Source organism: Shewanella sp. SM87 (genome assembly GCF_025653705.1).
Classification (GTDB): domain Bacteria; phylum Pseudomonadota; class Gammaproteobacteria; order Enterobacterales; family Shewanellaceae; genus Shewanella; species Shewanella oncorhynchi.
Window position 1 is genome coordinate 1 of the sequence record NZ_JAKKSC010000014.1, and the last position, 25899, is coordinate 25899.

Genomic DNA, 25899 nt, shown 5'->3' on the forward strand with positions numbered 1-25899 from the left:
CGGGAAATCTGTTATTCCAAGGCGCCGCTATAAGAATACACCTCAAGAAAGAGTCGATTGGTGCTTATATCGGTATCGACATTTAGTGGAGAATGCTTTTGGAAGAATTAAGCACTATCGAGCAATATCAACAAGATATGACAAGCTAGCAAGAAATTACGCCAGTATGGTGTCACTGGCGTTTATGTTAATGTGGCTGCCGATATATTGCTGAACAACATTTGTACAGCAAAGATCAACAGACCCTAGGTAAAGTTCCGTTAACTCCTAGATTTATTTATCTTTAGCTCGTTTTTGTGAGTCCGCTAGCAAAAGTCTGTGATAGGGTTTCATCTGTTGTAGATGCCTGCGATACTGCGTCCCTATCGGAACTTTTTAGCTGTTGCAAGCCCCTTAAACTGAATTATTATCGATAGTCGATCCCCGCTACGAGTCGCTTAATTGTTTTCTTGTTGGAGCACCATGGATAAGTCGTTAGAAAAATCCCTTCTCGTTTGGCTTAAAGCCCAGAAAAAAGCCTGTGGCCTGTTCCTTAAATTGTTGTTATGGCTTGGGATGATAAGCGCCGTCGCTATGGTGGCGCAGGCTTATATTATCGCGACGATTCTGGATGGCGTGATCATAGGGCAAGTTATACCGCTAACTGACAATGCCCAAACGATCAGTTCCAGCGTGAATATTGATACCTATACACCTCATTTTATTGCGCTAATTGCCTTGATGTTACTGCGTGCTTTGCTGGCTTATGGGCGTGAACGCGCCAGTTTTGAGGCGGGTAAGCGTCTACGTGGCCATATTCGCGCGGCAGTGATGGACAAGTTGACTAAGCTAGGTCCGGCATTTATTAAAGGTAAACCCGCAGGGAGTTGGGCAAGCATAGTCTTAGAGCAAGTCGAAGATTTACAAGATTTTTATGCCAGATACCTTCCGCAAATCAGCCTTGCTGGTTTTATTCCCGTACTCATTTTAGCGGCGGTATTCCCGATTAACTGGGCGGCAGGCTTAATCCTGTTACTCACAGCGCCATTAATCCCTATGTTTATGATCTTAGTTGGCATGGGCGCTGCCGATGCTAACCGCAAAAACTTCAGTGCGCTTGCAAGATTGAGCGGCCATTTTATGGATAGATTAAAAGGCTTAAGCACGTTGAAACTTTTTCACCGTGGTGATGCCGAGCTTAAGGTGATCGCGAGTGCTTCAGAAGAGTTTCGTAGCCGCACTATGTCGGTGCTACGCATGGCATTTTTAAGCTCGGCAGTCTTAGAGTTTTTTGCCGCGGTATCGATTGCAGTATTGGCGGTTTACTTTGGTTTCAGTTACTTAGGTCACTTAGATTTTGGCTATTATGGCGCCCATGCCAATATTAGTTCAAGTACAGATCCTGACATGGGCGGTATTCCTTTCAGCTTATTTACTGGGCTATTTATTCTGATTTTAGCTCCTGAGTTTTATCAACCGCTGCGCGACATGGGGACTCATTACCATGCTAAGGCGCAGGCTATAGGCGCGGCAGAAGCTTTGATTACCTTGCTCGAACATCCGGAACCTGAATTTGCCGGCCACGTCCGTATCAATAGCATAGAGACGCTGAGTGCCGACAATCTTGAGGTGTTCAGTGTCGATGGCACGCGTTTACTTGGCCCGCTGAGTTTTGAGTTAAAAGAGGGTGAACGCTTAGCCTTAGTTGGCCCGAGTGGAGCGGGTAAAACCAGTTTACTCAATGCCTTATTGGGATTTTTACCCTACAAGGGCCATTTGTTGATTAATGGCCATGAGTTATCCGCATTAGACTTAGCCCATTGGCGACAGCACTTAGCTTGGCTTGGACAGGAACCGCAGTTATTTCACGGCACTGTGCGGGATAACGTGGCCTTAGCCGACCCCACTCTGCCCGACGATACGCTGTGGCACTTACTGGCAGAGGCCAATATCAGCGACTTCGTTAAGGCGCAGCCATTGGGTTTAGATGCCCCAGTCGGTGAACAATCCTCCGGTTTATCCGTTGGCCAAGCTCAACGTATTGCTTTAGCAAGGGTGCTTGGGCAGCAAGCGAGTTTGTTTGTCCTTGATGAACCCACAGCCAGTTTAGATAGCCAGAGTGAACAGGCGGTGAGTTCTGCGCTGAATCGGGCCATGACGGGTAAAATGTACATTATGGTGACCCATAGATTAGATCATTTAGATCAAATGGATACTATTCTTGTGCTCGATAAAGGCTTGATAGTACAGCGGGGCGACTTTACCACTTTGTCTAACACGCACGGCTTATTCCAAACCTTGCTGCGTGAGAATATTGAGTCCGTGGCGGATATTGAACTTGTACCGTTATCGGTCAGTGGCAGTGATACGCAGCTTGATAGTGACACTCCGGTCGATATTGCCGCCGAGCCAACTAAAGGAGAGGCCCAATGAAAGTGCTAATCCCCTTTATTCGATTGTTCTCGCGCCAATGGCTGATGATGTCCGTGGGCTTGCTGCTGACCATTATTACCTTGATGGCTGGCATAGGTTTACTGTCACTTTCGGGCTGGTTTCTTTCTGCTACTGCGGTCGCGGGTTTGACGATAATCACGGCGCAGTCCTTTAACTTTTTCACTCCCGCTGGCGGGGTACGTTTCTTATCAATTGCCCGTACTGCCAGTCGTTATGGCGAGCGTTTAGCGACCCATGAGGCGACCTTTAAGCTGCTGACAGAGCTTCGCGTTTGGGCGTGGCGTAAACTCTTGCCGCTCAGTGCTAAAAATCTGCAGGGGCTACGCCGTGGCGACATGCTTAATCGCTTAGTTGCCGATATCGATACCCTAGATCATCTATATCTGCGACTGCTCACGCCTATGGCTGCATCACTGCTGATGACTGGGCTCTTGTATCTATTTCTCGCTTGGTTCGATGCCAAACTTGCCCTCAGTCTTTGCCTGTTTTTAGTCGCCATTTGGCTGGTGATGCCACTGCTATTTTATCGCCTTGGACACGCGCCGAGCCGGACTATGCTCGAAACCAAGCGTCATTATCGGGTGCAGTTGTTAGATATGCTGCAAGGCCAAGCCGAACTCAGCCTATTTGGCGCCAACGACAGATTCAGGCAAAAACTGAATGATGCGCAGACAGAGCTGTTTCGCAGCCAAAGTGCGATGGCCAATATCACTGCGCTCAGCCAAGCCATGTTGATCCTCTCCACTGGTTCAGCCTTGATCATGATGCTGTATTTAGCCGCTCAAGGCGTGGGTGATGCGGTGCCGCCGGGCCCCATGTTTGCGCTTATGGTGTTTGCCACTATGGCCTGCGTTGAGATGATGATGCCGATTGCGGGCGCGTTTCAGCATTTGTCAGGCTGCGTATTGGCGGCGACACGGATTAATGAAATCACCGAACAAGAGGCCGATATTCAATTTGTTGCCGATACTGGCCTGAGGGCAAAATCTGGCGCCTTACAGATTGAAGATATCCACTTTGGTTATCGAGATGATCAACACGTGCTGCAAGGCTTGTCCCTTGAGATAAAAGCGGGGCAAAAAGTCGCGTTACTTGGGCCAACGGGTTGCGGTAAGTCGAGTTTACTGGCGCTGATTACCCGCGAATGGCAAGCGCAGCAAGGGCACATCAAGCTCGATGGTCTTCCTCTTTCAGATTACAGCGAGCGCGGCCTTAGGGATGCGATAACTGTGATTAGCCAACGCATCTATTTGTTTGCGGGCACCTTGCGGGAAAATTTAGTATTAGCGCTACCTGTTATCGAAGGTGAGAAACGCACGGCCCACGACGGACGCTTGATTGATGTGTTACAGCGGGTTGGACTTGGCGCTTTACTCACCGGTGATAAGCCGCTGGATATGTGGATTGGTGAAGGTGGACGTCAGCTTTCGGGTGGCGAGCAGCGCCGTATTGGTGTAGCAAGAGCACTGCTGCGTGATGCGCCGCTGCTATTGCTTGATGAGCCAACAGAAGGGCTAGATAAACGCACCGAGCGAGAGATTTTAAGTTTACTATTTGAGTTTGCTCAGGATAAAACCTTGCTGATGATTAGCCATCGTTTAACGGCTATGGCGAAGATGGATCAAATTCATTTACTCGGTCAGGGGAGGATTATTGCGTCTGGTACTCACCAGAGCTTAATTGAAGACAGTGTAGAGTATCAGGCCTTGTACCACAGACTTGCTTAAGGTTTTGGATTTAATCTTTTGGAATTAAGGCGTTGGCGCTTAATATTATAAATAGCGATATATTTTACCCATTAAAAGCGGATATGAATCTATGAACCCTGCGATGCCAGAAGCATTAGCCCCACAAATTAATGCTCATTTTAATGGTAAGTTTGAGGTCGAGCTTAAATATCGCTTATTGGATCGCCACGATTTTTTCGCTGCCTTACAAATGAGAAATCCCGAGGTCATGCTCGAAGATAACCTTGAGCATGACTGTTACTTTGATCTGCCATCACAGTCACTTAAAGGTGAGCACAAGAGCTTGTGTATCCGTGAGATGCAGCCATCGGGGATAATGCTGTGGATAGTGAAAGGGCCAGAAAAAGACCGCTGTGAAGCCGTGAATATCACTGAAGCAACAAAAGCAAAAAGTATGCTGCATACCTTAGGTTATGAGTGTGTACTGGAAATTAAAAAGCGCCGCAGTATCTATTTTCTGGGTGAATTTCATCTAACAATCGATCATATCGAAGGTTTAGGGGATTTTGCTGAACTCGCGATTATGACCAATGATGAAACCCTATTGCCTAAATATGAAGTGCAATTGCAACAACTCGCCGCCGATTTGGGTTTAAGTGAAACGCAGCGGGAGTGGTTATCCTATCGGCAGTTGCAGCAGGCTTTAAATAATAAGTAATGGATTGAATTTTTTGGATTAACAGCTTGAGGTTTAATAGCTTAAAGTTCCATAGCTTAAGTTTAATGGCTTGCACCGCTAAATTCGGCTAACCAATCCTTCGAAACAAACCGCTATAGCTCAGTTCAAATCCCTTTGAGCGTCACTGTCCATATCGCATTCACTGCCTGTTTTAACTTGCTATCGACGACTTAAACTTAAGCAGCATACTTAAATTCGAGTATCACATTTCAATTCAAGCCACCTTTACAAATTCAAACGGCTTAAATACTGATGACTCAGTTTTATTTGCCGTGAGTTACTTGATGCGTTTTAGCCTAAGCGTTGTGAAAAGGCGAGGTAGCGTTTAACTTCCGCTTCAGGGAATTTTAATTCGTCACCATCTTGAACACTTGAGAGTAAATTCTCCCGAGCGAAGCGTTTGATGGTCGCTGGTGTTTTATCTAGCATTTTGCACACTTCATCTAAGGTTAATAAGTTATCGCTCATGGCACTCTCCCAGTAATTCAATAGAAACATGACCCAAAGAGTATAGAACAATAATTCCAATCAAGATGACGCCAGCGGCCTAAACCGCCAAGGCTATGATTCTATTTTATGGTTGCGGGCGGTTTCTCGCACTTGGCTCTCTATTTGGAGATGGCCTTTCGCTGCCGTGATCGCCAGAACGGCACGGGACTTGAACTCGCGGCGATATAAGGTTGCTACCACAAATAAGCTGGCCGAGATAAAGAGTATCGGGTGTACAAACCAGCACAATACCGCCATTGAAAAGTAATAGGCGCGTAAACCATAGTTATAGGAGTGTGCCGCTTGATCTTGCACTGTCGCCATTTGTCTTGCATAGGCTTTGAGATTGTCATTTGAGCCATCGGTGTCCAGAGGACCCGCGCCTATCATCACGTTCACAAAGCCGTATTGACGCATTGACCAAGTAAACTGGAAGAAGGCCATCACAAAAATGCCGACTAGCAGAGCTAACTTGACTTGCACCAGCGCATGATTCGGTGGCGTAGCGAAGGGAATCGTCGCAATAACACTTTCTAGTCGTTCAACTTGCGCAAATAAGGTCAGTACACCCGCAAGCACAAACAGCGTGGTCGAGGCAAAAAAGGCAATATTGCGTTCTAAGTTGGCCAGTAGTGCCGCATCACCCACGCGCACACCGCGGGTCATCACCTCAAGCATCCAGTAAATTCTATGCTTATGCAGACCACGGGCAATACAGTCTGTATCTCTCGCCTTGCTACGGGCAAAGGCGGTGTAGCCAGCCCAAGAAACGATAAACCACACCAATGCAGAAATATCTAACAACGAAAATGTCATAGCCACCTTAGTAAAATGTAATATGGGGAGAAAGAGAGAGATTAGTCATGTGCAGATTATGAGGTCTATGAAAGATTTGGTGCAACTGAGAAACGATTCCCAGTAATGATTTTTTTGCATAGTGATTGTGATTTCACATTAGGATAAAACTGTTTTATGACAACTCCTGTGTCAGTCGCTTAAATATCTTCGATATAAAGTTGCTCACAAATTTCAGCCTTAATTAATATTTTGGTTACATCAGTATCAACTTTAGATTGACTTTTTAGGGCTAATTCCTTCTAATCCTTAACTTAATTTATTGCATCTAAAATTCAATTTTGAATTTTTAAAAAGTTAGGGATGACTATGAAGTCAAATTTGAAATCCATATCGCTCGCAGTTGCTGGCGTATTAGCGCTTAGCAGTTGTGCCATCACTCAATCTGTTGAAGATAATAAAGAAACTGTTATTGGTTGTGCTATTGGTACTGGTTTAGGTGTACTGATTGGGAATTATTTAGGTGGCAATGAAGGTATGCTTTATGGCGGTGCCGCTGGTGCTGCGATTGGTTGTACCGTTGGTTATGATTTTCAGCAAAAACGCGAAGCATTAGAACAGTTAGCGAAAACAGAAAATCTTGATATTCAATTTACTTCAATCAGCGCTTCAAAAGCATCAGATGAACAACAAAGTAGCTTACTGATCAGTTCAACCGAACAAACCATGTCGAAGGAAGATTCAGAAAAGTACGCTAATTATCAAGTTGTGGGTATGGCTGCGACAGTTTCGAGTAATAGTGAAGTGATGTTTGCTTCTGGAGCTTCAGAGGCGACGCCACAAGCTAAACAAAAATTTCAAAAACTCGCCGCTATCTATAAAGACTCTAAACAAAACATTTTGATTACAGGTCATACAGATGCCAGTGGTGCTGAATCGTTAAATCAAGAGCTTAGCGAAGCGAGAGCGCGTTATGTGGCAACCCTCTTTAATCAAGCTGGCATTCCGACTGAGCGATTATTCTTCCAAGGTGCAGGGGAGTCACAGCCTGTTGCAGCTAATAGTGATGACGCTGGCAAAGCAAAAAATCGTCGAGTAGAAATTATTGAAATTGACGGTAAACCGGATCAATTACTGGCTTATTCATACAAACAGAAGGCAAATTTGAGTTATTTATCCCGCCGATCGCAGGATAAAGTGGCAGCAGCCAAGCCTACTAATCAAGTGGAAAAGCAGCCTACAACTCAGCCAACTAAACCGAGCACTTCTCGCCTTGAACCAGCTCAAATACAAATGACGGAGTCGGAAATCGTCAAGTTACTTGAGCCAGTGAAACTGCAAAAAGCCTTGGTAGATTTTGGTGGTAAGAAAATGCTCGACCCATCGACAAACTTTACCCAGTTAGTGGGTGCTAAAAAAGAGAGCGGTTTTGCATTATTTAGCAAGGCGTATGCATCTGAAGTCTCTAGCCTAAATTGCGCCGTTGAGGGACCGAGAGTCACGGGGGACGTGAAGAGTTTAGCCACAGGTGAGAGCTATAATCGTAAGGATTACAACACAGCAGATTATTTACCGGGTATGAATGGTACTGCTTGGGGTTATAAAGTGAATGGCCATTATATTGGTTTGACCCCTGTTGCTGTGATTAAGGACAGTGGCACTGCTGTTTCTGCGCCTAAAGTGAATATTTGGAAGAATTACAAAGGTTCAAGTAAAGATGATCCAAATTATCAGCTTACGAGCCATGTAGAGACTTATTATGGTGATAAAGGCTTGTTATATCGTGTTTTTACAACGGAAAAAGACTCTCCTGTGCGCTGTATAGATGTGGTGATGCCAATCGATCGTTCAGCGACCGCGATTGCTGGCAAGTTGTACTACGAGAAGAATAAAACGGTTTATGAAGCCGATTTTGAACCCAAATTGTTATAAGCAATGTGCTTAGGAGCGGTAAATGGATTTTGTGTCTATGTTATTTAATGAGTATCGCACGTTAGTGTCGCTGTTACTTTCGTTGATGGTATTAGTGGTCATTATTACGGTTTGGTGGGATAAGGTCAGTTTCTGGTGGCTTAATACATGGTATGCCTTTCCGGTAATCGGTAAGGAGAGTCGCTTAGCGAAAGATTATGAAACCCAAGTTAAGATTTACGATAAGGATTGGTTGAATACTGAAGTCGCACTGTGTACTGATTTTGCCGCTCATTATGAGAAAGTGAATAAGGACGAGGAGCTTTTCAGTAAAAGCCAAGACTATTTAGGTAAAGTGACAGAAAATGGTCGTAACAACTTACATATTTTGGGGTGGATATTGATTGCCGCTTTAGTGTTTGTTGAAGCAATGGGATTTAGTTACGTTCTTTCAGGTTTCACGATTCCCGGAGCATCGGAAAAACTACAGCAGCAAGGTGCTGTGGGTATCGCCTTCATAATCTCGGTTTTACTGGTAGGTTTAACTCACTTTACTGGACATGAGCTGCATGCTAACTCGCTCATTAAAAAGGCCAAGGTCTGGTGGAAGAATGCTAAAAACCGCGACAAATCGACGCCAGAACTGGCACCTAATACTCGCATTAATTTAGATAAAACCTTTGAGGATGATAATGAGCCTCAATATAAGCAACTCATTAATCGGATCTCTACTAACGCAGAGGTTAAGCCCCGTTATTTCATCACCACGGTTACTGCTATTGCGATCCTAGTTATTGCAGTATTGGCAACCTATGTGCGTGGTCAAGTGCTTGAAAAAATGCACATTGATGAAGTCAATATTCAGCAAACGAGTGGATTGTATCAAGAACAAGACCCCTATGCTGAAGCACCTCCAGCACTCTTACTGGATGAGTCTAAAAGTGCAGGTGATAAAGCAAAGGATGACGTGTGGGATCGTGAACAGAAAGGCGGTTGGGGAACTTTTATTTTTCTTGCTTTCTTATTCATCCTATTACAGATTTTCGGTATTTTAATTGGTTTTAAAACCGGATTTGCTGGCAAACATTCTAAAGATGCGCGTAAAGAAATTGGCAACTTTAAAAGTGAGCGTGAGTTTAAGACGCATTATTCTCGTTTAAAGCAGCAAGTTGCGCGTGTAGCCCAGAAGCGCCTAACTAACTTGCAGCAAAGAATGAATCAAAAAGCCGAAACTAATTGCCAAGATCCTAAGGTGCTAGAGGTGTTAGAGGCCTGTGGTGAGCGTTCATTCCTGACGTATATGGAAGATTTAGGTAATGCCGAAAATCGATATGATCAATCGGTACGTTTACGTGAGCATCAAACATTAGCCAGCCATCAGGCGATGAAAAGTGCCGCTGTGGTGGCAACGTCTCATATTGTTGAGGTAGAAACTTCCGAAGCACCAGAGGCGATGGAAGCAAGATTGAAAGCCGAGCTTGTTGCTGAAGCGAATGCTAAAAAAGCTGCAGAGGCCGAAACGCCAGAACAAGCTGAACAACGTATTCGACAAGAGCTGCTTGCTGAAATAACTCAGCAAAAAAAGGTTGTTGAAACGGAAGAACAGATGCGCGATCGTTTACGCAAAGAGATACTTGGAGAGTTAAGTTCATGACAGGAATGACAAAGCTTGCTAAGTTGGTGGTTACTGGCTTGTTTGGCACTTTAGCTATTTCTATGTGTTTGCCTGCGATGGCCGCTGAGAGAAATGATATTAAAAGTTGCTACGAGTTTGCCAAAATTGATCCACTAACAGCAAAGACAGTTTCTGGCCGACATTTGTTTGTGGCGATCGATGGTACTTTTTCTCCGGACATAAATATTAAACAGTTAGTTCATGAGAAAGTGCATCTCTTCCTACAAGCTGGGGATAAAATCACTATCATTAGCTTTAGTGCTTATGTAAAAGATTTTTATACCGATGTTTTGTTTAGTGGCAGGCTGGATACTGATATTGCTGACAGGGATGACGTATCGAAGAAAAATCTAATGGCTTTTGATAATTGCATGAATAAGCAGGCTCAGTTCGTTAGAAGTAAAATTGATGCCCATATAAAACATGCTTTTAAACCTAATGATGTGGATTTGCCTAAAACTGAAATCCTCAGTAATTTATCTCAGGTTATTGCGCCGCAAGTGGCTGCCGATACCGAAGGACGCCGAGTATTGTTACTTGTGTCCGATATGGTTGAAAATTCAGATGTGACCAGCTTTTACAGTAAAAACACCTTAAAAGTTATCGAACCTGAGCAAGAAATGCTAAAAATACAAAAAGCGAACATGCTGAGTGATTTTAAGCAGGCAGATATTTACGTATTAGGTGCGGGTTGGGTTCCTGCTACATCAAAAGGATTTAGAGGCGGTCAAGTAATGTTGCCGTTGAAACAGTTTTGGCAGCAGTATTTTGAGTCCTCCCATGCTGAACTTAAAGGTTTTGGTCAACCCGTATTAATGACGGATATGTAATGACTGGGATTTTAATTAAGTTGTTACGTCATAGATAAGTACCGTTTTAGACTCTAATAAAAAAGCCAGACTCAGTCTGGCTTTTTTATTGTTATCGCGATGGCTAAAGATGCATCGCGATATTCTAAAGCAAGTTCAGTGTACTTATTCTTCGCTATCACCGAGTGACAGTAGGGTCGCATTACCACCAATAGCTGTGATGTTGTTGGTGCGAGTCTTTTCAGTCACAAAACGGGTTAAGTAGTGTGGGCCACCGGCTTTAGGACCTGTGCCTGACAGACCTTGACCGCCGAAAGGCTGTACGCCCACCACAGCACCGATTTGGTTACGGTTAATGTAGACGTTACCCACGTTCACTTTGTCGGCAACTTCCAAGGCATGGCCTTCGTTACGGCTGTGGATACCTAAGGTTAAGCCAAAGCCTGTGCTGTTGATCTCGTTGATCACTTGGCTTAGCTCTGCTGCCTTGTAGCGAATAATGTGCAGGATTGGGCCAAAGTGTTCTTTCTCAAGCACTTTAATCGAATCGATTTCAACCGCCGTTGGCGAAACAAAGTGACCGTTTTCAGTGCCAGCAGGCAGCGGCATTTGCTTGATAAGCTTACCGACTTGCTTGATATGGTCGATGTGCGCATCTAAGTTGGCTTTGGCGGTGGCGTCAATCACTGGGCCTACGTCAGTTTTCACTGAGCTTGGGTTGCCAATCACTAACTCATCCATCGCGCCTTGCAGGACTTCGATCACGCGATCTGCGATGTCTTCCTGTAGGAAGAGTACACGCAGCGCCGAGCAGCGTTGGCCCGCGCTGGTGAATGATGATGAAACCACATCGTTAACCACTTGCTCGGGTTGAGAGGTTGAGTCCACTACCATGGCATTCTGACCGCCCGTTTCGGCGATTAATGGAATAATCGCGCCTTCGCGGTTGGCGAGTGTGCGGTTAATCAGTTTTGCAGTGCCAGTTGAACCGGTAAAACACACGCCACCGATACGTTCATCGGCCGTAATTGCGCTACCGACAGTTGCACCAGTACCTGGTAAGAATTGCAGCACCTCGACAGGAATACCCGCTTGATGAGCGAGTTGCACCGCACGGTAACCAATAATCGAGGTTTGCTCCGCGGGTTTTGCGATGACTGTATTACCCGCCGCTAATGCCGCAGACACTTGACCGAGGAAGATGGCCAATGGGAAGTTCCATGGGCTGATACACACGAATACGCCGCGGCCTTGAAGGAACAGTTCGTTCAGTTCACCCGTTGGGCCTGGAAGCAGTTCAGGTTTTGCCATCATCTTCTTGGCTTGTACTGCGTAGTAACGACAGAAATCAACAGCTTCACGTACTTCGTCGATACCGTCTTGAATGCTCTTGCCCGCTTCACGGGTGCATAGGGCGATCAATTCTTCGCGGTTTTCTTCTAATAAATCGGCCAATTTTTGCAGTGCAGATGCACGGGTTTCCACTGGTGTGCGTGCCCAAGAGGCAAATGCTGCTTCAGCAGACGCGACGGCGGCTTCGATTGCAGCTTTGTCGGCGAAGGCGACTTGACCTACGGTTTGGGTAGTGTCGTATGGGCTAACAACCGTTTTATGTTCGCCAGTTAAGGTTTTACCGTTAACCAGAGGGCCCGCTTGCCATTGGGTATTTTTAAACTGTTCTAGTGCCGCGAAAAATGGCTCAGATTCGGAAATGATGTTCATATTGAGTCCCTTGGAATTTTTGCGATCGCTACCGAAAATATCGGCAGGTAAAACTATTCTGTTGTTAGCCAGGGTTTTGTAACCCGTCAGTGTTGTTAGCGGATGTACCACTAATGACTCGATGGGGGTTTTAGGATCGACCAGTTTGTGGACGAATGAAGTATTCGCGCCATTTTCCAGCAGGCGACGAACTAAGTAGGGCAGTAGATCTTTATGGGCACCGATAGGCGCATAAATACGTACCGCTTTAGCACCGGCTTCAGCCAGAATAGTGTCGTACAGTTCTTGTCCCATGCCGTGTAAGCGTTGGAACTCATGGTTACGATCGCCCGCCATATCGGAAATTGCCGCCACGGTTTGCGCATTGTGGCTAGCAAATTGTGGGTAGATAGCACCGCGAGTCGCATCCGATAACAAGTAACGGGCGCAGGCGAGGTAAGAAACGTCAGTACCGGCTTTGCGAGTGTAGAGTGGATAAGCGGCTTCGCCAGCTTGTTGCGCCCACTTAAGTTCGCTATCCCAATAGGCACCTTTTACCAGACGCACTGGGATTTCATCCCCTTGATCTTTCGCTAGACGCGTTAACCAAACCAGTACGGGCAGGGCACGCTTAGAGTAGGCTTGTACGACTATGCCGAGTAATCCCCAGCCTTTAGTTGCTTCAGCATTAAACAGTTTTTGGAACAGTTTTAGTGATAACTCGAGGCGATCGACTTCTTCAGCATCGATAGATATACCGATATTTAAGCCACGTGCCAGTTTAATCAGACGAATCACTGTGTCGTACAGTTCAGTCAAGACGCGGTCTTCATTGGCCACTTCGTAACGTGGGTGCAATGCCGATAGCTTGATGGAGATTGTTGGGCGCGGTGATTCATTTTCGTTATAGCTTTGAGCACCGAGCTCAGTGATCGCATTGGCATAATCGGTATAGTATTTCTCGGCATCTTTGCGAGTTAACGCCGCTTCGCCCAGCATGTCGTATGAATGGGTATAACCTAACTTACGTTTGTCTTCGCTGTTTTTTAGGGCTTCTTTCATGTTGCGGCCCAGTACGAACTGCTTACCCATGATCTTCATCGCTGCCATCATGGCTTGACGGATCACAGGTTCACCGAGGCGATTCACTAAGCGGCTCAGCAAGTTGCTTGGGGTGCCATCGAGTTTTTTATCGAGTTTAACGATTTTACCTGTGAGCATTAAGCCCCAGGTCGATGCGTTAACTAGCACTGAGTCACTCTTGCTCATGTGCTCATCCCACTTAGCGCCTGAAAGCTTATCTTCAATCAGCGCATCGGCAGTGGCCGCATCGGGAATTCGTAGTAAAGCTTCGGCTAAACACATCAGGATAATGCCTTCCTGTGTTTCTAAGCTGTACTGTTGCAGGAAGGCATCTATGCCGACCATCAAACCTTTTTTATCGAATTGACGAACCTTATTGACCAGTTCGTGGGCACGACGAGTGACGCGCTCTATGGCTTCATCACTTGAGGGAACTAGTTTGATCAGCTCTGACAAGTATTGTTCTTCATCGACAATGTAGTTGTCGCTGACTGCTTTGAACAGTTCGTCGAGATTGGCAGAATCGTAGCGGCCTGCCAGCACTTCACTCGCTTTGAACATAGTTATCGCTTCCATCTTGGCCGTTATTGGGGCGCTATTGTTGAAACAAATTGGGAGGCGCCAAACGCATTTGATATTTTGTATACAATATGAAGGTTTGCGCGCGCAGATTATACAACCAAAATGTGACGGACAACACTATAGCTTGAAAGATTGTGAAGCTTGTTTGATTAGCTTGTTAATAAGTCGATGTAACGCTTGATTGACAAAAAAGCCAGTGTTTGAAAACACTGGCTTTTGGAAGGTAAATTAAGACTTTTTGTGTGCCAGACTCACATCCAACGTTTTTTATTGCGACGTTGTGGTCTAGGTAAATACACTAAAATAATGCCTAGGATTAAGCCCATGCCTGCGATTAATCCACCTTGGCGCCAAAGTTCAAAACGTTCGTCTTGAGCGGTGCGATCTACCGCATTTTTCAGTTGATCACGTTCTTGAGTCGTTTTAGCTAGATTGGTTTCTAACTCGCTTAGTTTAGCCTTTAATTCGAGCAGTTCGCCGGCATGATTATCTGTTGAACTTGATACTTCTGCTAACTTAGCTTTGGCCTGTGCGAGTTCAGTTGTTAACGCAGGGACTTGCTCACGGAAACTTTGAGTCGAACTGATCAAGTTGGTTTGTACCCAACCTTCACGGCCTTTATGGTCGATTATTTTGGAGTAATCACCTTGAGTTTCGTTGAGCAGTGTCACAGGTTGACCCGCTTCAATTGATCCAACAATTCGAAACTCAGTACCAGGGCCACCTAAAAGATACAGAAACACGTTATCCGAGATGTAGCGGGATTGGCCTTCGGCCAGCAGGTTGGAAGACAGCAAGATCATTCCTACCAGAGTCAGGAGTCTAAACACTTTTGTATTCTCATCAACGAAATAGTCTGCACATGCTAGGGATTTGAGGCCTGTAATGCAAGAGGGAAGTCATAGACTTCCCTCAACTTTACGGCATCCATGCTATGACCATTCCAATTTAATTCAATCTTTCCTACGACCTTCTAGTCCTAGGCGCTAATACTGCTTAATGTCAGCAACACATTTAGCGAGACTTCTTAATTAAAAATACCTTTAATCATATAGAAGAAGATGATTGATAGGCCAGCACCTGCTGGTAAGGTCACAACCCAAGATACGACTATATTACGTACCACACCAATGTTAATCGCTGCGATACCACGGGCCATACCTACACCTAATACCGCACCCACTAAGGTTTGTGTGGTAGAAATAGGTAAACCAGTGCTAGAAGCAATAACTACAGTCGTTGCCGCGGCTAATTCTGCCGCAAAACCACGACTTGGCGTCAAGTGAGTGATGTTTTTTCCGATAGTTTGCATAACGCGCTGACCAAAAATCGCCAGACCCATCACAATACCTACGGCACCCAAAGGTAAAATCCACCAGACTAGAGGTGATTTCGCTGCAATCTCACCACCGCTATTGACGACAGAAACAACCGCCGCTAATGGACCAATCGCATTTGCTACATCGTTTGAACCATGGGCAAAAGCCATACAACAAGCAGTCAAAACCATCAGGATCGCAAACACTTTTTCAACGTTTTTGAACTGGGTTTGACGATCTGCTTTATCACTCATTTGTAAGCGTGAAATGGCGATTTTACCTAAGATACCAACTACAGCAGCAATAGCACCTGCGAGTAGGTAAGACTCGGTAACTGAGAAATGCAGACCAACATGGGATAAGCCTTTCATAATCGTCATTAATGACATGATGAAACCAGCAAATGCCATATAGAAAGGTACGAAACGCTTAGCATTACTCAATGGATCGTCAGTGTTGAAAATGAGTTTTTGAGTGCTTTGGAAGAGGATGAATGCCATAAAGCCCGAAATAGCGGGGGTTACGATCCAAGAGCCTACAATCCCGCCTACTTTATCCCATGAGACTGAATCTGCACCAACACCCACGGCGGCGAAGCCAATAATGGCACCGACGATGGAGTGAGTCGTTGATACTGGCCAGCCAAGAGCCGATGCGACGACAAGCCAAATACCTGCTGCCAACAATGATCCTATCATGCCGTAAACCAGCAATTCAGGAGTTGCAGTGAAATAGCTAGAATCAATAATACCGCTACGAATTGTATTGGTAACTTCGCCCCCAGCTAAAAATGCACCGGAAAACTCAAAGATCATTGCGATAATAATCGCTTGTTTAATTGTAATTGCGTTTGAACCTACAGAGGTTCCCATCGCATTGGCGACGTCATTCGCCCCAATACCCCATGCCATGAGAAAACCAAATGCAGCCGCAATGGCAATAAGCCACGGGCCATTGGTGACTAAGACGTTAGCCACCTCAATACCTGCATCAACCATATTGATACCTTGATAACCTTAATTTGTTAAACGCGAGCCAGCATAAGCTCAAGACGCGAACCGACGCGTTCGGCAAGATCTGCAAGACCACCGACCCATTCAATCGTTTTGTAGAGGAACATCACATCGACAGGATTCAATTCAGATTCCATAGCGAATAACTGACGGCGTAACTGAATTTGTAGATCGTCAGTATCTTCTTCGATGATATCGAGTTCGTTGATCATTTTTGCCACTAAGTCGACTTCACGGCCACGGAAACCTGTTTCTAACAGATCTTCGAGTTCATTAATGACTTGTTTTGCTAGTGCTACCGCATCGATACAGCGTTGTAGATAAGCAATAAATGGGACTTGCATGACCTGAGGGATTAACAGCTGACGGCCGATAACACGACCGGAAATATCTTTGGCTTTGTTGGCTATCTTGTCTTGTTGAGTTAAAAGTTCCAATAAATCTGTACGTTCTACTGGCATAAATAAACCGCTTGGCAGAGTCAGACGGATTTCACGCTTCAGTGAATCTGCTTGCTTCTCGGCTAAACTAATTTGCTTACGTAATTGAACTGCACTGTCCCAGTTACCTGTGATAGTGGCTTCGAAAAAGGGGACGAGTAACGATGCGCAATCGTGTACTTTGTCCATGTGCTCTTGAAGAGGCTTAATTGGCGATTTTGCAAACACGCCCAAAATAGAGTTTACTGGCATTGCCGTTTACCTATTTAGATTGTTCCATTATTGGAAAAAGCGGGCGCATGTTAACCTATGCGTCCGCGTATTGAAACTGTGTTTTTTCAGAAAAAACGACAGGTTTATTCTAACGGGTTATATACCAACTGCAAAACCAAATCCTACGGGATTTTTATGACACATTTGTGACATTATGAACTAAAGATGACGCATCGATGAATATTTGATGACAAAGTGAGCGGTTACGCAATGAATGCTGAGATTGAATTAAAACTGTTTTTCCTGCCGATATATCAAGAATCCCTGATAAATAAGTTAGATAGTCTCGATAATGCCGTACCTCAAGGTCAACGTCGTTTGGCGAATGGTTACTTCGACACCCCTGACTTGCAATTACGTCAGTGGGACATGGGATTGCGGGTGCGCGGTTACGATGCGCACCGAGAGCAGACCATAAAAACCGCAGGACAAGTCGTGGGCGGCATTCATTCGCGGCCCGAATACAATGTGACTATCCAATCCGATAGCCCAGACTTAAGTCTATTTCCTACCAGCATTTGGCCCGTTGATGCCGATTTAGCGGCAACTCAAGCTCAGTTAACTTGTATATTTCACACCGATTTTCATCGTCGCGCTTGGCATGTTCAGATTGATAACAGCGTGGTCGAAGTGGCGTTAGACATAGGTGAAATCACCGCCAATGGCCAGCAAGAAGCCCTGTGTGAGCTCGAGTTTGAACTCCTCAGTGGCGGTACTGAGGCGCTACTTAAGCTGGCGATGCAAGTGGCGAGCGTGGTGCCCGTGCGTTTAGGTAAGGCCAGTAAAGCGCAGCGGGGCTATCGATTGGCGGGCAAGGCTAAGCCGCTCGATTTAAAAGCATTGGAATTTCTGCCACTGGCCGAGTCACACGATTCTTCTTCACAGGATTTAAGTGCAAACTGCCAAATCCTGCTTGAAACCGCCCTTGAGCGCTGGCAATTATTAGAGAGCATGATTGCAGAGGAAAGCGACCCTGAAGCCTGTGTTGCACTATGGTGGCGGATGCGCGCCTGTATTCGTTTGCTGCGCATGACCTTAAATCAGTTCGAATTATTGAATGTGACACTGTCTAGCCAATTTATGCTGATTGAAAAGCAGCTCGATTTTATTGAGCAGGCACAGGCGTTGACCGCTTTGCTTGGTAGCCAAAGAGGCTTATTTGCTAAACTTGGCCAACATGCCCAAGTTAAGGCGCGACTTCTGGCGCAACTGACAGAGATTAATCTGACGGAACGCTTACTCTCCCTATGGCAACAGACCGAATATGGTCAATTACAGCTGGCTATTGTTGAACTGTTGCTAAAGATCAGTGCTGGTGAAGTGGACATCACCCATCAGCCTGGTTTACGCCAGCATGCCGATCGTGCTCAGCAAGCTTCTTGGGTGGCGATAATTGAGGTCATGCCACTCAATAGCGTCATGACAGCGGCGAATTATCTACAAGTGGCCACAGTGTTGGATGCGAGCATTCTTGTGGGTCATGCCTACGGCAGTTTATATGAGGCGAAATCACGGGACGCATTTCGTGCACCTTGGCAAGATCTCGCGCTTGGGATTAAAACTTTAGCTTGTTATCGCGCCTTACAGGATGCGAGTCGGGAGTTAGATATCAATTTAGCTGAGTGGCTGGAAGACAAGCAGCAGAGTTTGTTGTTTGCTATGGAATCGACACGCCGTAACGCGATGCAACAGCAGGTCTACTGGTAGTATTACTTTTTATCGCTGATAAACGGAAAAGGCTCAATCTAAAATAGATTGAGCCTTTTCATTAGTCCGTTTTCGCAACAAAGTCAGCTATTTTTTGTTTCGATAGCCTGCTTAAGTTCCGCAATTTGAGCCAGCATTTGCGCTTGATTTTGTTCTATTTTTTGTTGGTTCTCTTTCATTCTCGCTAAGGCTAATTCAAGCTCTGATTTGATTTCGGCTTTATGCGCATCTTGGCGTTCTTGGCGTTCAGATTCATCTGGCGCGACAAATACCGATGCCATATAACCTGAAATCACCCCAAAAAAACTCACACCGCTGACAATGACCACGCCACCTATGATGTGGCCTGCTGTGCTTACAGGATAATAATCGCCGTAGCCGACGGTAGAGATAGTGACTAATGCCCACCAAATCGCTTGCTCAGCGGTCTGGATATTGGCGCCTTCGGTGCCGCTTTCGACGATGAGCATAATGACGGAAGCTAATGTTAGAATCGTCACCATAGCAACCAGTAAACTGGCTAAGGTGGCTTGTTTACGTTGTTTTACCAGTGGGAGCAGCAGTGAGCGACTCATGCGGATCAGGCGTATTACCCGTAGGATTTGAAAAAGCCGTGCCATACGTAGGGCTTCAATCGCCGGAATACTGGCAATAAAATCAATCCAATGGTGTTTAATGAAAAAGCGTTTATCGCGAGCACGGATCAACCCAACAAAGAAGTTGATCATAAAAATCATGCAAATACTGGTATCGACAAAGAAGAGCAAGCGGTAGGTTTCGCTATCTAGGCGGCCGAAGGTCATGACAAGTACTATGATCACCGACAGCAAGGACAATAGCATCATCGCCATTTCGAATGGAGAAGGAGTGCCAAGGGTGCGAAGCGACCATGGGGTTTTATCTGTCATGCCAAACATGATCCCTGTTAAGTGCGGCGAATATCACTACTAAAGTAAAAGACTTTAGGCTGTGAGTAAATTGACTGAGTTAATAAAAGGGCTATATATCGATTAATCGCGCCAGCCAATGGTAAGAAGGGTTGGCGCTTGAGATCTGCGTTGCTTTAGGTTTCATCAACAAAGTGGACTAAATCGTCGAGTACGCGGCGTTTAATTTCTAGCTGTGAATCGGCACTTAAACCATATTTCTCTGCCAGTTGCACATAGTCATCTGCATTGAGTGACACGGTAAGGCGCGGACGCGTTGGCCGTTTCGATACGCTAAGACCTAAAATAGTGCGAATTTGATCAGAAGGGCTAACGCCTGCATCTAACGCGGCTTTACGAATAGAGTATTGAAATTTTTCATCGAGATCGAAGGCAACCTGTGTCGCCTTAGCGGCTTGTTGGTTCTTTAACCATTGCTCGGGCAGAGGGTGTTTGGTTTTACTCATGGCGTATTACCTATTGCTATCAACCGTTTCTAGCGCTTATCTGTGAGATTGTATTGGGATTATTGATAAAGTGCGAGCACGCACTTTATCTTATTTTTGTGTTATTTCGCCGGCCAGTATTCCCGAATATCCGTTAGCGGGCGATATAGGGTCAAGACGACATCTGTATCACCCCCTTCGTAGACTTCCACTTCGACGGCGCAGCTTTCATTGTCATCAAGTAATAAATAGTACTCAAAGGGCTCACCTGTGGCGCCATTGGCATCCTGTGGCGGCTTTTGGCCACGATAATCCTGACGATGGAAATAGCCAAAAGCGGCAAAAGTCACTTGGTGGTATTGTTTTCCAAGCCATTGTTCAAGTTGTTCAGCTAAGTCGGCCGGTAATACTTGCGTAGTTAACTCGGCATGACCCGGTTCCTCGAACAGGGCGCTGAATTGCTCGAGATTGAATAATTGCTCCACTTGGGCGCGGGAAACCTTCATCGAAAAGGCGAGATAGGTTTCGTCGTCTTCTTCAATGCTCAAAAAGAGAGTATCGCTACCATGTCCCTTGAGTAACCACTCGGAGTGTTGTTTACGTTCCGACTCGTAAGTATGTACGGCTTCGACTCTTAATTGTTGACCACGGAGTTGTGGTGGCAGGGCAAAACTATCATCAATTGAGATCATGTCGCCGACATTGAGCTGGGACGGGTGATTGAGCTCGCGCTGTGGCGGGGCTTTCTTACCAAAAATACTATTGAAAAATCCCATAGTGACTCCTGCTGACTATGCTCGCGTGCGGCCTCATATTGATTGGCTGCGGATATTCACGGGCAATAGTGATCATTTTTATTTAATGAGGATGAAACAAAAAATGCCGAGGTCAGTAGGGGGTGATGATCCCACTGAGACTCGGCATTCGGTCAATCATTGCTTAGCTTTTACGTGCTTTGATTCGATCTAGCACTGCATTTGCGTTTGACTTTTGCTCACCAATACCCGCTTCGGCTAGTTTGGCTTGCAACGACTTATCACTGTTTTCATCGGCTAAGGTTTCAGCCGCTTTTAAACGGTCGTCAAATTGTTGCTGACGTGCCTTGATACGTTCTAGTGAATCTTTAGCGTTCAGCAGCTTAGAGTTGCTAGACGCGAACGAGTCAGTAATGGTTGCCGTCGCTTTTTGCACGCTTTCAGTGGTTTTAACCATGCTCAACTGACGTTGATAATCAGACAGTTGGCGTTCGGTTTTCTTCACTAAGTCTTTCAAGCGTGCAGCATGGGCGCTAAAGCTGTCGTTGGCGCTTTGTTGTTCAGACAACTCTTGATCTAACTGAGCAATCTTTTCAGCAATTTCAATCGCTAATGCTTCATTGCCTTTGTCTAATGCTTGAGTCGCATAACCTTCGTGTTCTGCAATCGAACGTTTCAGACGGTCGATTTCACGGCTGGCTTGCATTTCTTTTGCCATGACATCGGTCAGTTCACGTTTAGCATTGGTTAAATGCTTTTCTGCATCACGGATTTCCTGTTCGAAAATACGGGTTGAGTTTGCGTCAACGATGCTTTGGCCAACTTCGGTGGCACCACCGCGAAACGCTGTTAAAATTTTATTCAGAATGCCCATTTTGTGGCTCCTTATTTCAGATAGTCGACCAATTCATCAATAACTTCTAAACAGTTATCAGATAAAACTGCTAATTCTTGCTCGATTTCGAGCATGCTAGATTGTAGTGATAGCGCACCGTAAACCACGTATTTGTCATCAATTTTTGCAAAAGCTGACAAGGGCATTGGAATGTTGAGCTCTAGCATGGTTTCAAACATTTCACTGCGACGTTCTTGATTTACTTCGTTCTCGCCCCACAGGTAGCTGATGCAAAGTACTTGGTTGTCCGTTACCGATACAAATACCGGGATTTCTTCACGGCCGACCACATTCACTTGCAACACTTCGACTTCACCATCGATTGGATAACAATCAAATTGAAAGCCAGTTTGGCTGTTGTTGCCAAGACTGTTGAGGTGATTGGCAATGGTATGGATATTCATATTTGTCCTTATTGACATATTATGTCTGTGTTCAAAGATAGCACCGAGACATAATATGTCAAGTACTATCTCATCCTATTAAAAAAGATCCAGTCCTTGATTCTCGGACCAATCTTGCAAATGGTAGTGATACAGCTGCAATGAACCCAATTCATTGGGTTTTATGTTGGCGGCATCTTGATAAAAATTGGCTGGAAACTCAAAGGCGCCATCCACTAAACCTAAAGTGAGCCAGTCATCTTTGATGGGCAATTCAGTTAACTTCGCTAATCTGTGTTGTGCATCGAGTCCGCCTAAGGTTGCAATACTCCAGCCCCATTCGCCAAAACTGGGCACATTATGATGGTACTGCTTGACGTCAAATCCCGCCAATGCCAAGGTTTTTGCTACCGAAATAAAGGCCTTAGGGGCATGGTAAGGCGATGTCGACTGTACAGTCAGAGCGCCATCACTGCTCATAAGTTCCTTTAATTTACGGTAGAAATAGTCCGAATACAGCTTATTAAGATCGGGATGGCTCGGATCGGGCAAGTCTACGATAATCGCATCGTATTTCACGCCTGTGGCAATCAGTTTATCGACACCATTAAATGCATCGTCGTTGATCACTGTGACACGGGGATCGTTCAGTGCGTTGCCATTGAGCGCCAACATAGCGCGACTGAGACTATCGGGCATATCTGTATCGGGCGATTTAAATAATTGCACTAGGCCCACATCGAGATCGAGCAGCGTGACTTGTTCAGGCTCCCAGCGCAGTACTTGTTTGAGACCGAGTCCATCACCGCCGCCAATGATCAGCACCTTGTTGTGACGGGCACTGGCCGCGAGCGTAGGATGAACGAGAAACGTATGGTAGATGTGCTCGTCTATGCTAGAAAATTGTAAGCGACCATTGATGTATAAAGCATAAACGGGCGGCAGACCGTTACCGCGCAACCGCTCGGTGAAGGTCAGCTGTTGGAAACGTGTCGCCTTGGCGTAAACCACTTTGTCTTTATAGAGCAAATTATTGAATTCTTGCTCCCAGCGTGGGCCGTGGATTGCTAATACTAGTAAGACGCCAGTCACGATAAAATGCCCACTCAAAAGCAGTTTAGGGCGGCGGATTTTAGGCCAGAATCGCCAGATAAACACAAAACCTGCCAATAGATTGAAACTGGCGGTTAAGGCGGCGGCGAGTTGGATATCGATGGCGAGCATAAAGCCAACCCAAATTGCGGCACCTATGCCTGCGCCTATGTAATCAGCTCCGTAAATGGTGCCCGCGTTATGCAGTAAATGCTCGTCGGAAAGGGATTGGCGAACCCTAGCAATCAGCGGGATTTCCATACCAATCATCAGGCCCAATAACACACCCCACACATAGGGTAAGTATTCGCTGAGTTTTTGCAGCGAGCCTATCATGCCACCTTCGGGCAGTTGATCTGGCGGTAAACCTAAGGTGTTAGCAATGATCAATGGTAGTTGTTGACCAAAACCAATCACCGCTGCTGTGATTAAAATGGCGAGTGAGCCACAGAGTGCAACTGTGAGTTCTAAGATCACAAAACCGGTAAAGGCATCACGGATCTTACGCGCGGCGAAGGCACCTAGTCCCATGGAGACAATCATTAAGCCTATCATGGTGTAAATGGCGGCTTCTAATGCGCCTAAAATGCGGCCCGCATAGTGGGATAAAAGATATTCGTAGATCAGGCCGCAACCTGCTAATACGGCCATAATGCCCAATAAGAGAACATCGTCGAACCAACCTAGGCGGCTAGGTTTAGCCGCCGAGGGAGTTAAGCTAATTTCTTGCATTCGATTAAGCCATCAGTGCCGTAAGAATAAGTGCGATAGCGATACTGATCGCCATTTCTACTGCGGCGATACCGATATTGTGTTGTCTTTCCACTTCATCGGCTAAATCGATACGGGCCAATACCAGTTTCTTCACGACGAACAGCAGTAAGGAGAGTGCGATCAGCATAATGACTGAGAACACTAACCAACCGATCACGTTAGTCACATAAGCCGTTGGATTATAAATAATAAAGTGACTGGCGGCATTAAAGCTCAGTGCCATAGCAATCATATAACCCGCATGGCGTAGCGCTAACGCTGTATGACCTTGGGCTAAGGCTTGCTGCATAGACGAGTCTTGGTTGCGGCTTGCGAAACGGTTTTCACGCCAGCGCGTGAGTAGCACTAACATCAACTGAGAAATCGCAAAGGCGCTGAAGATGGCAATGAAGGTATCGACCGTTAAATCTTCTGCCCACAGCAAGACGGAGCGAATGATAATGGCGGTAGCAATAGCAACGCTGGCATCGACGATAGCGACGGACACATTACCTTTGATGATTTGCTCGTTTTTATCAAACTCATTTAGCGCTATTTTATCGTGGAGAAAACGGCCGAGTTTAATCAGTACTAAACCGAATAAACCATAGCAGCTCATGCCAATCGCTTCGGTAAGATAAGAGTGTGCCGCAGCGCCTGTGATAGCGCCAGTAAGCACTATGCCTAGGGCGGCAACTGCGCCAGCGGTACTTATGCCAAAGGCAAAGTTATCCCGCTCTGCCAGCTCCTTACTGCTATTGACCTTTACACTCCAACCTTGCAAATAACGCATTAGCGTTAGCAAAATTACGGCTATGGTGAGATCGATAGCCAGAATGATGGCTAGCTCTGGTGTGATACCGAAATCCTGAAATAATGTCATTGGAAATCCTTAGTTACTTGCCCCGGCGCACACTGCGGGTCGTGCGATTGCTGGAATTGCGGAAACTGCTGTCTTTAGCATAGTTAGATCGAAACTTACTGTTCGAACTCTTGCTCGCACTTGTCGTGCTGGCCTTAGGTGCGCTGGTACTTTCACGGGATAACGCCGTGCCACCAGTTCGCGGTTTAGCATAAGGGCTGTCAAAGCGCTTGCCTTGTGAGTCGAAACGTTTTTTCGTTTGTTCGAAGGTCTTATTTTGCGCATCCGCTTGTTTGGGTGAGGTATAGCGATAACGACCTACGTCATTGTAATAGCTATAACCTCGGTTACCCGACCAACGATCGTAGGAAACTGGGCGATTGAAGACATTCGAAAACATCGAATACATGCCATACCAAGCCCAAAACGAAGTGCCGCTCGAGTCGGTTTGCCAGTTGCCGTAAGAGGGATTACCAACTAATTGACTGCCTGGACCAAAATCTTCACCGCCATTGGCTAATGTTGCGGCCTCACGGCTAATCGCATTTACGCGAGCCAGTTTGCCGTCGGACATATCGGCGACCACGTTGACGGGATCAGACAACATATCGTTAAACAGACTGGGATCTGCGGCTTGATAAAGATTTTCTGCTTCGGCCAGCTGTTGATCGAGATCAGCAAAGTTACTCGCCACTTTCGACTCATCTAAACGACGTTTTAGCGAGGTATACATGGGACCTTGAGTACCAGAATCCTTTGCTAATTCATCGAGTAAGGGTGCTAAATCGGGTTTCTGTTGCTTTAGCAGTGTCGTGTATTGTTTTAAGAGATTAGCGTTACGCAACTGGCCGTCATCGATCATCGTCGTGAGCGTAGCGAGTCGTTGCTGTGTGAGTTGTTGATACTTCGCGATTTTATCCGGTCTGTCATCGCCACAACCCGTCAGCGATAGCGAAACGGCTAAAAAAAGTATCGATGTGAGAACACGGGTTAGCATTCCTGCCATGTTTTCTCCAAAAGGTAATGAAATAAAACTCAAATACTTGCAGGCAATAATAATCCGCTTGCCCAATATGCCTGCCGCGCAGGTTATAGTACCCTTAAATGCCACAGATAAAAGTGTAAACCTT

Annotated in this window: 22 protein-coding genes; 8 read left to right on the forward strand and 14 right to left on the reverse strand. The window is 45.8% G+C overall.

Translation table 11 applies throughout. The features are described from left to right. The 4 genes from L5M11_RS12465 to cyaB all read left to right on the forward strand — a co-directional run. The coding region (locus L5M11_RS12465) for a transposase (RefSeq protein ID WP_263191153.1) at nt 1–214 on the forward strand (214 nt) is incomplete at its 5' end. A 248-nt stretch (nt 215–462) separates the two neighbouring features. Further along, nucleotides 463–2412 (forward strand): heme ABC transporter permease/ATP-binding protein CydD, encoded by a 1950-nt coding sequence (cydD, locus tag L5M11_RS12470; protein WP_263192264.1) that lies wholly within the window; start codon nt 463–465, stop codon nt 2410–2412. Next, nucleotides 2409–4160, forward strand: coding sequence for a heme ABC transporter ATP-binding protein/permease CydC (gene cydC / locus L5M11_RS12475; RefSeq protein ID WP_263192267.1), 1752 nt, complete (start codon nt 2409–2411; stop codon nt 4158–4160). The genes cydD and cydC overlap by 4 nt, the downstream gene beginning before the upstream one ends. Nucleotides 4161–4251: 91 nt before the next feature. Next, complete coding sequence (gene cyaB, locus L5M11_RS12480; RefSeq protein WP_263175838.1) at nt 4252–4839, forward strand: class IV adenylate cyclase; 588 nt, start codon at nt 4252–4254, stop codon at nt 4837–4839. Between the two features lie 312 nt (nt 4840–5151). Here the strand turns inward: cyaB and L5M11_RS12485 are convergent, their stop codons facing one another. Together L5M11_RS12485 and L5M11_RS12490 are read right to left on the reverse strand one after the other, a co-directional pair. After that, nucleotides 5152–5328, reverse strand: coding sequence for a helix-turn-helix domain-containing protein (locus L5M11_RS12485; protein ID WP_006082937.1), 177 nt, complete (start codon nt 5326–5328; stop codon nt 5152–5154). 93 nt (nt 5329–5421) lie between these two features. Further along, complete coding sequence (locus L5M11_RS12490) at nt 5422–6165, reverse strand: DUF599 domain-containing protein (RefSeq protein ID WP_131524297.1); 744 nt, start codon at nt 6163–6165, stop codon at nt 5422–5424. A 348-nt stretch (nt 6166–6513) separates the two neighbouring features. Between L5M11_RS12490 and L5M11_RS12495 the strand changes: the two genes are divergently transcribed. Genes L5M11_RS12495 through L5M11_RS12505 form a run of 3 tightly spaced genes read left to right on the forward strand, consistent with a single transcriptional unit; the run spans nt 6514 to nt 10560 of the window. Further along, complete coding sequence (locus L5M11_RS12495) at nt 6514–8076, forward strand: OmpA family protein (RefSeq protein WP_263146494.1); 1563 nt, start codon at nt 6514–6516, stop codon at nt 8074–8076. A gap of 22 nt (nt 8077–8098) precedes the next feature. Continuing rightward, nucleotides 8099–9709: a hypothetical protein gene (locus L5M11_RS12500; RefSeq protein WP_263142684.1), complete on the forward strand. Its 1611-nt coding sequence runs from the start codon at nt 8099–8101 to the stop codon at nt 9707–9709. Between the two features lie 38 nt (nt 9710–9747). Beyond that, nucleotides 9748–10560: a hypothetical protein gene (locus L5M11_RS12505; protein ID WP_219251955.1), complete on the forward strand. Its 813-nt coding sequence runs from the start codon at nt 9748–9750 to the stop codon at nt 10558–10560. 144 nt (nt 10561–10704) lie between these two features. Here the strand turns inward: L5M11_RS12505 and putA are convergent, their stop codons facing one another. The 4 genes from putA to L5M11_RS12525 all read right to left on the reverse strand — a co-directional run bounded on the left by putA (nt 10705) and on the right by L5M11_RS12525 (nt 16929). Then, nucleotides 10705–13899, reverse strand: coding sequence for a bifunctional proline dehydrogenase/L-glutamate gamma-semialdehyde dehydrogenase PutA (gene putA / locus L5M11_RS12510; protein ID WP_263192269.1), 3195 nt, complete (start codon nt 13897–13899; stop codon nt 10705–10707). A 257-nt stretch (nt 13900–14156) separates the two neighbouring features. After that, nucleotides 14157–14708 (reverse strand): TIGR04211 family SH3 domain-containing protein, encoded by a 552-nt coding sequence (locus L5M11_RS12515; RefSeq protein WP_105251551.1) that lies wholly within the window; start codon nt 14706–14708, stop codon nt 14157–14159. Between the two features lie 224 nt (nt 14709–14932). Further along, on the reverse strand, nt 14933–16222 hold the full coding sequence (locus L5M11_RS12520; protein WP_113939029.1) for an inorganic phosphate transporter: 1290 nt from the start codon (nt 16220–16222) through the stop codon (nt 14933–14935). A gap of 26 nt (nt 16223–16248) precedes the next feature. Beyond that, entirely contained in the window at nt 16249–16929 is a 681-nt protein-coding gene (locus L5M11_RS12525) for a TIGR00153 family protein (RefSeq protein ID WP_105251552.1), read from the reverse strand. Between the two features lie 231 nt (nt 16930–17160). On the opposite strand from L5M11_RS12525, the gene L5M11_RS12530 reads away from it, so the two are divergent. Continuing rightward, entirely contained in the window at nt 17161–18657 is a 1497-nt protein-coding gene (locus tag L5M11_RS12530; protein WP_263175832.1) for an inorganic triphosphatase, read from the forward strand. 83 nt (nt 18658–18740) lie between these two features. Here L5M11_RS12530 and L5M11_RS12535 read toward each other — a convergent pair whose 3' ends face one another. From L5M11_RS12535 to L5M11_RS12570, 8 genes are all read right to left on the reverse strand, one after another. Then, nucleotides 18741–19565 (reverse strand): ion transporter, encoded by an 825-nt coding sequence (locus L5M11_RS12535; RefSeq protein WP_263192270.1) that lies wholly within the window; start codon nt 19563–19565, stop codon nt 18741–18743. A 155-nt stretch (nt 19566–19720) separates the two neighbouring features. After that, nucleotides 19721–20050, reverse strand: a complete 330-nt coding sequence (locus L5M11_RS12540) for a hypothetical protein (RefSeq protein WP_028761837.1) — start codon at nt 20048–20050, stop codon at nt 19721–19723. Nucleotides 20051–20151: 101 nt separating this feature from the next. Then, a complete protein-coding gene (locus L5M11_RS12545) occupies nt 20152–20805 on the reverse strand; it encodes a DUF4178 domain-containing protein (protein WP_263142678.1) in 654 nt (217 codons plus the stop codon). A 163-nt stretch (nt 20806–20968) separates the two neighbouring features. Then, nucleotides 20969–21658 carry a PspA/IM30 family protein gene (locus L5M11_RS12550; protein ID WP_028761835.1) on the reverse strand — a complete coding sequence of 230 codons (690 nt, stop codon included), beginning with the start codon at nt 21656–21658 and terminating at the stop codon, nt 20969–20971. An 11-nt stretch (nt 21659–21669) separates the two neighbouring features. After that, complete coding sequence (locus tag L5M11_RS12555; RefSeq protein ID WP_105251554.1) at nt 21670–22083, reverse strand: YjfI family protein; 414 nt, start codon at nt 22081–22083, stop codon at nt 21670–21672. A 78-nt stretch (nt 22084–22161) separates the two neighbouring features. Then, nucleotides 22162–23886, reverse strand: a complete 1725-nt coding sequence (locus tag L5M11_RS12560) for a polyamine aminopropyltransferase (RefSeq protein WP_219233820.1) — start codon at nt 23884–23886, stop codon at nt 22162–22164. A 4-nt stretch (nt 23887–23890) separates the two neighbouring features. Beyond that, entirely contained in the window at nt 23891–24790 is a 900-nt protein-coding gene (locus tag L5M11_RS12565; RefSeq protein WP_113939026.1) for a DUF350 domain-containing protein, read from the reverse strand. Between the two features lie 13 nt (nt 24791–24803). After that, nucleotides 24804–25775, reverse strand: coding sequence for a hypothetical protein (locus tag L5M11_RS12570; protein WP_105251557.1), 972 nt, complete (start codon nt 25773–25775; stop codon nt 24804–24806). Between the last annotated feature and the right edge of the window lie 124 nt (nt 25776–25899).

What these genes read in the sequence shown, in the direction of transcription:
- cydD (WP_263192264.1), top strand. Translation starts at nt 463, where the DNA reads ATGGATAAGTCGTTAGAAAAATCCCTTCTCGTTTGGCTTAAAGCCCAG.
- cydC (WP_263192267.1), top strand. Translation starts at nt 2,409, where the DNA reads ATGAAAGTGCTAATCCCCTTTATTCGATTGTTCTCGCGCCAATGGCTG.
- cyaB (WP_263175838.1), top strand. Translation starts at nt 4,252, where the DNA reads ATGAACCCTGCGATGCCAGAAGCATTAGCCCCACAAATTAATGCTCAT.
- L5M11_RS12485 (WP_006082937.1), bottom strand. Translation starts at nt 5,328, where the DNA reads ATGAGCGATAACTTATTAACCTTAGATGAAGTGTGCAAAATGCTAGAT.
- L5M11_RS12490 (WP_131524297.1), bottom strand. Translation starts at nt 6,165, where the DNA reads ATGACATTTTCGTTGTTAGATATTTCTGCATTGGTGTGGTTTATCGTT.
- L5M11_RS12495 (WP_263146494.1), top strand. Translation starts at nt 6,514, where the DNA reads ATGAAGTCAAATTTGAAATCCATATCGCTCGCAGTTGCTGGCGTATTA.
- L5M11_RS12500 (WP_263142684.1), top strand. Translation starts at nt 8,099, where the DNA reads ATGGATTTTGTGTCTATGTTATTTAATGAGTATCGCACGTTAGTGTCG.
- putA (WP_263192269.1), bottom strand. Translation starts at nt 13,899, where the DNA reads ATGGAAGCGATAACTATGTTCAAAGCGAGTGAAGTGCTGGCAGGCCGC.
- L5M11_RS12515 (WP_105251551.1), bottom strand. Translation starts at nt 14,708, where the DNA reads ATGATCTTGCTGTCTTCCAACCTGCTGGCCGAAGGCCAATCCCGCTAC.
- L5M11_RS12520 (WP_113939029.1), bottom strand. Translation starts at nt 16,222, where the DNA reads ATGGTTGATGCAGGTATTGAGGTGGCTAACGTCTTAGTCACCAATGGC.
- L5M11_RS12525 (WP_105251552.1), bottom strand. Translation starts at nt 16,929, where the DNA reads ATGCCAGTAAACTCTATTTTGGGCGTGTTTGCAAAATCGCCAATTAAG.
- L5M11_RS12530 (WP_263175832.1), top strand. Translation starts at nt 17,161, where the DNA reads ATGAATGCTGAGATTGAATTAAAACTGTTTTTCCTGCCGATATATCAA.
- L5M11_RS12535 (WP_263192270.1), bottom strand. Translation starts at nt 19,565, where the DNA reads ATGACAGATAAAACCCCATGGTCGCTTCGCACCCTTGGCACTCCTTCT.
- L5M11_RS12540 (WP_028761837.1), bottom strand. Translation starts at nt 20,050, where the DNA reads ATGAGTAAAACCAAACACCCTCTGCCCGAGCAATGGTTAAAGAACCAA.
- L5M11_RS12545 (WP_263142678.1), bottom strand. Translation starts at nt 20,805, where the DNA reads ATGGGATTTTTCAATAGTATTTTTGGTAAGAAAGCCCCGCCACAGCGC.
- L5M11_RS12550 (WP_028761835.1), bottom strand. Translation starts at nt 21,658, where the DNA reads ATGGGCATTCTGAATAAAATTTTAACAGCGTTTCGCGGTGGTGCCACC.
- L5M11_RS12555 (WP_105251554.1), bottom strand. Translation starts at nt 22,083, where the DNA reads ATGAATATCCATACCATTGCCAATCACCTCAACAGTCTTGGCAACAAC.
- L5M11_RS12560 (WP_219233820.1), bottom strand. Translation starts at nt 23,886, where the DNA reads ATGCAAGAAATTAGCTTAACTCCCTCGGCGGCTAAACCTAGCCGCCTA.
- L5M11_RS12565 (WP_113939026.1), bottom strand. Translation starts at nt 24,790, where the DNA reads ATGACATTATTTCAGGATTTCGGTATCACACCAGAGCTAGCCATCATT.
- L5M11_RS12570 (WP_105251557.1), bottom strand. Translation starts at nt 25,775, where the DNA reads ATGGCAGGAATGCTAACCCGTGTTCTCACATCGATACTTTTTTTAGCC.